Annotated in this window: 10 protein-coding genes; 7 read left to right on the forward strand and 3 right to left on the reverse strand. The window is 46.5% G+C overall.

Annotation, left to right across the window (positions count from 1 at the left end; genetic code table 11):
* The first annotated feature begins 493 nt into the window (after positions 1 to 493).
* The 4 genes from QUA02_RS08430 to QUA02_RS08445 are packed head-to-tail and all read left to right on the forward strand — an operon-like array spanning position 494 to position 2,083.
* Positions 494 to 766 carry a UPF0367 protein family gene (locus QUA02_RS08430; RefSeq protein ID WP_333026667.1) on the forward strand — a complete coding sequence of 91 codons (273 nt, stop codon included), beginning with the start codon at positions 494 to 496 and terminating at the stop codon, positions 764 to 766.
* Positions 763 to 1,461 carry an energy-coupling factor ABC transporter ATP-binding protein gene (locus QUA02_RS08435; RefSeq protein WP_333111816.1) on the forward strand — a complete coding sequence of 233 codons (699 nt, stop codon included), beginning with the start codon at positions 763 to 765 and terminating at the stop codon, positions 1,459 to 1,461. The genes QUA02_RS08430 and QUA02_RS08435 overlap by 4 nt, the downstream gene beginning before the upstream one ends.
* 59 nt (positions 1,462 to 1,520) lie before the next feature.
* Positions 1,521 to 1,775 carry a hypothetical protein gene (locus QUA02_RS08440; protein WP_333026669.1) on the forward strand — a complete coding sequence of 85 codons (255 nt, stop codon included), beginning with the start codon at positions 1,521 to 1,523 and terminating at the stop codon, positions 1,773 to 1,775.
* The gene (locus tag QUA02_RS08445) at positions 1,772 to 2,083 is read left to right on the forward strand and encodes a type II toxin-antitoxin system RelE/ParE family toxin (protein ID WP_333026670.1); all 312 of its coding nucleotides are present in this window, start codon (positions 1,772 to 1,774) and stop codon (positions 2,081 to 2,083) included. Before QUA02_RS08440 ends, QUA02_RS08445 begins: the two co-directional genes overlap by 4 nt.
* Positions 2,084 to 2,163: 80 nt before the next feature.
* Here the strand turns inward: QUA02_RS08445 and QUA02_RS08450 are convergent, their stop codons facing one another.
* Both QUA02_RS08450 and QUA02_RS08455 read right to left on the reverse strand, forming a co-directional pair.
* Positions 2,164 to 2,955, reverse strand: coding sequence for a DUF4058 family protein (locus tag QUA02_RS08450; protein WP_333026672.1), 792 nt, complete (start codon positions 2,953 to 2,955; stop codon positions 2,164 to 2,166).
* 154 nt (positions 2,956 to 3,109) lie between these two features.
* Positions 3,110 to 3,352 carry a hypothetical protein gene (locus tag QUA02_RS08455; RefSeq protein WP_333026674.1) on the reverse strand — a complete coding sequence of 81 codons (243 nt, stop codon included), beginning with the start codon at positions 3,350 to 3,352 and terminating at the stop codon, positions 3,110 to 3,112.
* A gap of 127 nt (positions 3,353 to 3,479) precedes the next feature.
* On the opposite strand from QUA02_RS08455, the gene QUA02_RS08460 reads away from it, so the two are divergent.
* Complete coding sequence (locus QUA02_RS08460) at positions 3,480 to 3,692, forward strand: helix-turn-helix domain-containing protein (RefSeq protein ID WP_332975514.1); 213 nt, start codon at positions 3,480 to 3,482, stop codon at positions 3,690 to 3,692.
* On the opposite strand, the gene QUA02_RS08465 is transcribed toward QUA02_RS08460, so the two are convergent.
* A complete protein-coding gene (locus QUA02_RS08465) occupies positions 3,689 to 4,057 on the reverse strand; it encodes a TRADD-N-associated membrane domain-containing protein (RefSeq protein ID WP_333026676.1) in 369 nt (122 codons plus the stop codon). The two genes, QUA02_RS08460 and QUA02_RS08465, sit on opposite strands and share 4 nt — an antisense overlap.
* 165 nt (positions 4,058 to 4,222) lie before the next feature.
* Here QUA02_RS08465 and QUA02_RS08470 point away from each other — a divergent pair, with 165 nt between their 5' ends.
* Together QUA02_RS08470 and QUA02_RS08475 are read left to right on the forward strand one after the other, a co-directional pair.
* Positions 4,223 to 4,717: a hypothetical protein gene (locus QUA02_RS08470; RefSeq protein ID WP_333026677.1), complete on the forward strand. Its 495-nt coding sequence runs from the start codon at positions 4,223 to 4,225 to the stop codon at positions 4,715 to 4,717.
* A gap of 34 nt (positions 4,718 to 4,751) precedes the next feature.
* Positions 4,752 to 5,985 (forward strand): tetratricopeptide repeat protein (locus QUA02_RS08475; RefSeq protein WP_333026679.1); only part of this gene is annotated, 1,234 nt, incomplete at its 3' end.

Raw genomic sequence — 5,985 nt, forward strand, 5'->3', positions numbered from 1 at the left:
GATCGCGTTTGAGCCAGTCGTCGAGTACATCAAAGATGCCTCTTTCGGTCTGGGCGCGTCCGACTGCGATTGTCATTTACGCAAATCTCCAAATGGATATAATTACAGCGGATCTGTCTCTAGTCATTAGTCTCCAACCGTTGCCTCTGCTTAGCAGAAAACAAGTTGGATTATGAACAGAGTTTACTTTTCTTTACCGTATTGACGATTATAGAGGTAATTCTTTACAAGAGCAAGTTTTTCTTAAAAAACTTTCGGCTCTTGACTTGTCCGAAGTCCCCGAAGTCCCCGAAGCCATCGAAGTCCCCGAAGTCCTTGCCGTGCATTTGGGAATTTCTACTATATGAGACTCTCTGCGCTTTGCGTCAGAAGCCCGGTGGCTTCGTAGATATATCGCCCTCAACCTCTTATTTTTCTAAGAAACTGGGTTTCCTTGGGTAAGTCCTATATATATACTGAGGATAGAGTTCCAGATTTAGGTTTTTAAGACTATATGTTCAGCATTGACATCATTGTGAAGAACACGCCCGTGTCGCTGTCGGTGCAGCGGAAGTTGCAGGAGGACGCTGAGACTGTTTACCAGCAGGTTTTAGAGGCGATTGGCAACTCCCAACCGCAAATTTTGGAACTCACGTGCGAGAAAAATCCTGAGAAAAAGGTGGCTGTGCTCAGCAGCGAGATTTCTGGGGTGGTGGTTTCTCAAAAATCGGGGGCATCATCTACAGGCAGATCCCCGGGTTTTGTCTCGATGTCGGCAGCAGAATGACGGCTGGGGGTGTTGGTGCCGATATGAGCCAGTCAGCCGTTGCTGTGCGGGATTTGGGTTTTAGCTGGCCGTCGGGCGATCGAGTTTTGCAAGGTTGCTCTCTCGATGTACCCAAGGGCGAGTTTTGGATGCTCTTGGGTACTAACGGTAGCGGCAAATCTACGCTGCTGAGGCTGATGGCTGGGCTGCTGCACCCCCAGTCGGGCGAAATTGACCTGGCTGGGCGGGTGGGTTTTGTGTTCCAAAATCCGGATCACCAATTGGTGATGCCGACGGTGGGTGCGGATGTGGCTTTTGGTTTGGTGGAGGAAAAGCTTTCTAACCTTCAGGTTCGGGCGAGGGTGGCGGAGGCTTTGGAGGCTGTGAATTTGCTGGATTTGCAGCGGCGGCCGATTTATGCTTTGAGTGGGGGCCAGAAGCAGCGAATTGCCCTTGCTGGGGCGATCGCCCGTCACTGCGAAATTCTGCTGTTGGATGAACCGACGGCTTTGTTAGATCCTGATTCTCAGTTGGATTTGGTGGCGGCGGTGCAGCGGTTGGTGAAAAATCGCGGAATTACGGCTTTGTGGGTAACTCACCGTTTGGATGAGTTGAATTACTGCGATGGGGCTTTTTTGTTGGAGAAGGGCCAAGTGGTCGATCGGGGAGATCCGGCGCGTTTGAAGCAGCGGTTGATGCAAAATCCCGATGTTTAGCTGTTAAGTAGCGGACGTAAAATAGCTGTAGAAGTCAAAGAGTCCCTAGGAGCAAAAAAATGACCGTTGAACAAACCATCATCGATAAGGTGCGGATCTTGCCACCTGAAAAGCAACAAGAAGTATTAGCGTTCATCGAGTTTTTGGATGCGGATGAGTGGGAGCATATCTATAAAGGGCGGTTTAAGGAACTCCAGCAAGAAGTGCAGATCGGAATTGATGCGGCGGATCGAGGAGATGTCATGGATGCTGATGTGATGTTTCAAAGGTTGCGGGAGAAACTACGCCAGCAGCAAGCTCAGGTAGGTCAATGAGCCATGTTTGCCGATTCACAGTTCCCGCCAGTCGAGATATCGAAGCTATCATTGACTATGTGGCTGATAACAGCAGTTTTGATGCTGCGGAACACTTGCTCAATAGAATTAACGATCGGTGCAAGAGGTTGGCAAGCTTTCCCCGTATGGGACGGAAGCGGGGTGAGCTGGCTCCCAAGGTGCGAAGTTTCCCGATCGATGATTACCTAATTTTCTATCGTGCTATTGAGGAAGGTATTGAAGTTTTGCGAGTCGTCAGCGGTTATCGGGATTTACGGCTTCTATTCTCACAATCTGATCGGGATTGATCGTGTGAGTCAGTAGCCATGAAGCATTGGAAGGTGAAGAGCTTCAAGATAAGGTAGCAGCGTGCCAGCTTGATAGCAAATTAATCTCGCAATCCCCGATCGCGCAACCAAGCATCTGCCCAAATTGTATCGGCCTCTGACAGCGGTGGTATGACTTCCCAGTTGCGATAATCTATCTTGAGGTCATAACTTGCTATGTCGTAAATTTGAGTGAATAATTCCTGTAAGTTTATGACAGGTTCGGTATCGCCCGATCGCAGTGGCAGAGGAAAGGCAGGCATCGCATTTTGCACGTTAAAAGCGTACAAATCTGCTCTGGGACGGCGATTTCCCCGACACACCAAAACGCTATAGTGACTATCAATATTATTTTCAAGAATTGGCATTTTTTGACCGCGCCGCAATAAATCTATTTCTATTAAATGAGTGCGACTACCTAAAATTTCTTCTCGCTTTTCTTCGTACATTTGTCGCCCTTTGCCAGTTCGCTTATTCGTAGGCGAGAGAATTTCAATAACTGTTATCAATTCTTTTTCCCCCCTTTCTCTAATTTCTAAATAAGCTTCTCGAAGCGTGTAAGGTATGGGAAGAGTTACTGTGAATGGTTGTGTAGGCGGTGCTGCAACTGCTACGTTTGATGCTGTTGTTTCTGTTGCAGTTTGTGGCTGCATTACAGTTACGTCGGGAATGCCAATGACTGATAAATCATCGTCAGCAGTTTCATAGATTCTCACTTCCAGCGACACTAAATACTTAGGACGCAGTTGGGGAGATAAAAACCTGAAAATTTCACTAATCAGCAAGTTATGCATCCCAGGCCAGAGTTCGGGATGTTCTAAATACGGGTCCATACCGGGAAAGGGAGATGGCATTGATGTGACTCCTTGACTTAAGTCTATTTATAGTTTAGCAACATTTTTTTGGGGAATTTAGGGCCGATCGCACTTCCGGTAAAATAGAATAATTCCTATTTGTGGAAGGGCGATTCCCTACGGGATAGCTCCGCACGCGCGTACTTTTAAACAATTAAACTTCGATCGGCAATTGTGTTGGAATTGGTACGCTGTTTTCATCCAACACGGACACCGCATTTACGAACACAATTGTATGCGGGACTGCGGGCATTAAACGGCGCAGCGCGTTCAAGTAAGATTCGGCATCGGGGCGGCGGGCGAAACGGGCGACTGTTAACCGCTGACAGTTAGGGAGGTGGCGAATTAGATGCCAAGGTTGAAGTCGATCGCGATATGTCGGTTGTTTTGGTATCATAGATATGTTCTGCCCACTTTTGTGGGTGGTAAAGGAAAGGCGTTCGCCCTTGATTTCTCAGGTCGGAGGGCGATCGCTTATTTATGTTTTATATTAAACTCGAATACTCGAGTGTTGTCAAGAGGGAATGGGACGAATTAGGCTGCGAGTTCGAGAATTTGCTCAAGAGAAGGGTTGGAATCTGACAGAAGTCTCCAAAAGAACAGGTATTCCATATACCACGATCATTACCTATGCCAATTCTCCAGGCATGGCTACCGTTGACTACACAGCTTTGGATAAGATGGCCCGTGCGTTTGATATTGCGATCGAGGATTTAGTGGAAATTCTGGAAAATTAAGTGCGATCGCACTTTCTTTCTCTTCCTTCGCGGCCTTCGCGTCTTCGCGGTTCGTTTTCTGATCGCATCTCGGCTGTTTCCCTGGTGTCATCTATTAATTCTTTTGTTATTCTGTCAAGGCGATCGTTTGCATCCTTGGCAAGTTTCAAGCAACCCACACTTACAGCCATGCCGCTAGATGTGGTGACAGCGCCTTCAGGAACTTTTCCTGATAATAGGAGTGCTGCACCGACAAGGCTAATGCAGGTAGAGAGTACGGTTGCTGCTAAAGCTGCGTTAAAGCTATAACGCGATTGGCGCAAGCGCTCTTTGACAATAATCATTTCTAGTGGGGAGTGAGGGTTGGTGATTAGCTTGTTATTCATGATTTCGGAGAACCTGTAGATTTCATATTTTTATTGTCAACCCAAATCCTTGAAACCTTGACTAGGCAATGATTGTCTTGTTGTTCTTTTTTGACTTTGCTATGATTGCCTTATGCTTTAGATATGACTGCGCTAAGAATTATTTTTATGAAATTGAGGTAATAAATGCCAGACTCTAGCCCATGCAGAAAAAAGAAAAAACTTACTCTTGTTGCATCTGAAAAAGGTCTAGAAACAGCAGAAAAAGCTTTAATCAGGCTAGGATTTGACTCAAAAAGTAATTTTGCCAAGTCTCAAAACTTATCCCGCAGTACAGCGAGCAACTTTTTCAATCAAGTTCCTATTCAGCTTGATTCCTTCAAAACAATATGTGAGGCACTAAAATTAAAGTGGGAAGAGATTGCAAAAATAACACAAAAGAGCATAATAAATTATGAATCGATAGACAAACAGGTTAACACTAGCTCTGATATTGAAGAGGAAGCACGAATAAAAATGCTTGTCCGCAAAGTAAATGTTGTAGACAAACTAAGTCAGACAAGTAAGACTATAATCACATTAAAATGTGACATAAATTCAATTTCAAATCTCCAGATTTTTGCATTAATTTTACAAGAATATAGAGAAGATAATCTAGAAATTACTGATATTCAAGAATGAAGCATCAAATTAATCATATAAGGATCTGAAGAAGATGCGGAAAAAAATTAAGCCGAAGAGCCGGGAATCCGAAGCAGAGTATAAGCAGGTTATTGCCCAACAAACAGCGGGAGAAAAAATGCCCGAAGAGATTGGGTATATTGAAATCCAGCCACCATCTACCGGAGTCTTACAGATGCAAATCAATCCCCTACGTCAAATTGAAAATAACCTCGACATACTCCGAGAGCAGGTAGGAGGAATGGAGCGCACTCTGAATCTTTCACCGATCGAAGAACACGCACAAACCCGGCTGCGAATTCGAGAGCTACGCAAGCAGATTAGGGAGTACGAACAGGAGTATTGGCAGGTGATCGCCAAAGAAGCGAAAACAGTGGAAATTGCCGAACCGGAAGCTGAGATTATTGTTGCCGAAATTGTCGAAGAAGTTGGGCAAATGGAAGTCCAACGGCAGTATCCTGATGAGGTACTTCAGCTTTTGCAGGAAATTCGAGACAGACTTAACCAACCGGGATCGACAGCAGCGGTGAAGCTCAAGGGCGTGATCTCATACATTCCTCCGTTTGTGGGAATTTCCTATGAGGCGGAGTTGGATACAGAGAATTTTTTGGTGCGGGTTTTCCCAACCTTTCAGAAGTTTGCTAAGGAACTAGCAAAAAAAGTCGTAGACCATCCCGATACGGCAACGAGTTTGAACAATCTAGCAGTGCTGTATGAGTCAACGAGACGCTACCGGGAAGCGGAAGAGTTGTATGAGCGCTCGCTCTCGATCGGGGAACAACAGCTCGGAGCCAACCATCCCGATACGGCAACGAGTTTGAACAATCTGGCAGCGCTGTATTATGCAATGGGACGCTACGAGGAGGCGGAACCCTTGTATGTGCGATCGCTCTCGATCATGGAGCAGCAGCTCGGAGCCGACCATCCCGATACGGCAACGAGTTTGAACAATCTGGCAGGGCTGTACGAGTCAATGGGACGCTACGAGGAGGCGGAACCCTTGTATGTACGCTCGCTCTCGATCAGGGAGCAACAGCTCGGAGCCGACCATCCGGATACGGCAACGAGTTTGAACAATCTGGCATTGCTATACAAGTCAATGGGACGCTACCAGTCGGCAGAACCTTTGTATGTGCGATCTCTCTCAATCAGGGAACAACAGCTCGGAGCCGACCATCCCGATACGGCAACGAGTTTGAACAATCTGGCAGCGCTGTACGAGTCAATGGGACGCTACGCGGAGGCGGAACCCTTGTATGTGCGATCGC

The sequence above is a fragment of the Microcoleus pseudofavosus SVA1_A4 genome (genome assembly GCF_036700565.1).
GTDB lineage: Bacteria > Cyanobacteriota > Cyanobacteriia > Cyanobacteriales > Microcoleaceae > Microcoleus.

Bases quoted from the DNA above. Each gene is read 5' to 3' on its own strand.
- QUA02_RS08430 (WP_333026667.1), top strand. From the start codon at position 494: ATGTTCAGCATTGACATCATTGTGAAGAACACGCCCGTGTCGCTGTCG.
- QUA02_RS08435 (WP_333111816.1), top strand. From the start codon at position 763: ATGACGGCTGGGGGTGTTGGTGCCGATATGAGCCAGTCAGCCGTTGCT.
- QUA02_RS08440 (WP_333026669.1), top strand. From the start codon at position 1,521: ATGACCGTTGAACAAACCATCATCGATAAGGTGCGGATCTTGCCACCT.
- QUA02_RS08445 (WP_333026670.1), top strand. From the start codon at position 1,772: ATGAGCCATGTTTGCCGATTCACAGTTCCCGCCAGTCGAGATATCGAA.
- QUA02_RS08450 (WP_333026672.1), bottom strand. From the start codon at position 2,955: ATGCCATCTCCCTTTCCCGGTATGGACCCGTATTTAGAACATCCCGAA.
- QUA02_RS08455 (WP_333026674.1), bottom strand. From the start codon at position 3,352: ATGATACCAAAACAACCGACATATCGCGATCGACTTCAACCTTGGCAT.
- QUA02_RS08460 (WP_332975514.1), top strand. From the start codon at position 3,480: ATGGGACGAATTAGGCTGCGAGTTCGAGAATTTGCTCAAGAGAAGGGT.
- QUA02_RS08465 (WP_333026676.1), bottom strand. From the start codon at position 4,057: ATGAATAACAAGCTAATCACCAACCCTCACTCCCCACTAGAAATGATT.
- QUA02_RS08470 (WP_333026677.1), top strand. From the start codon at position 4,223: ATGCCAGACTCTAGCCCATGCAGAAAAAAGAAAAAACTTACTCTTGTT.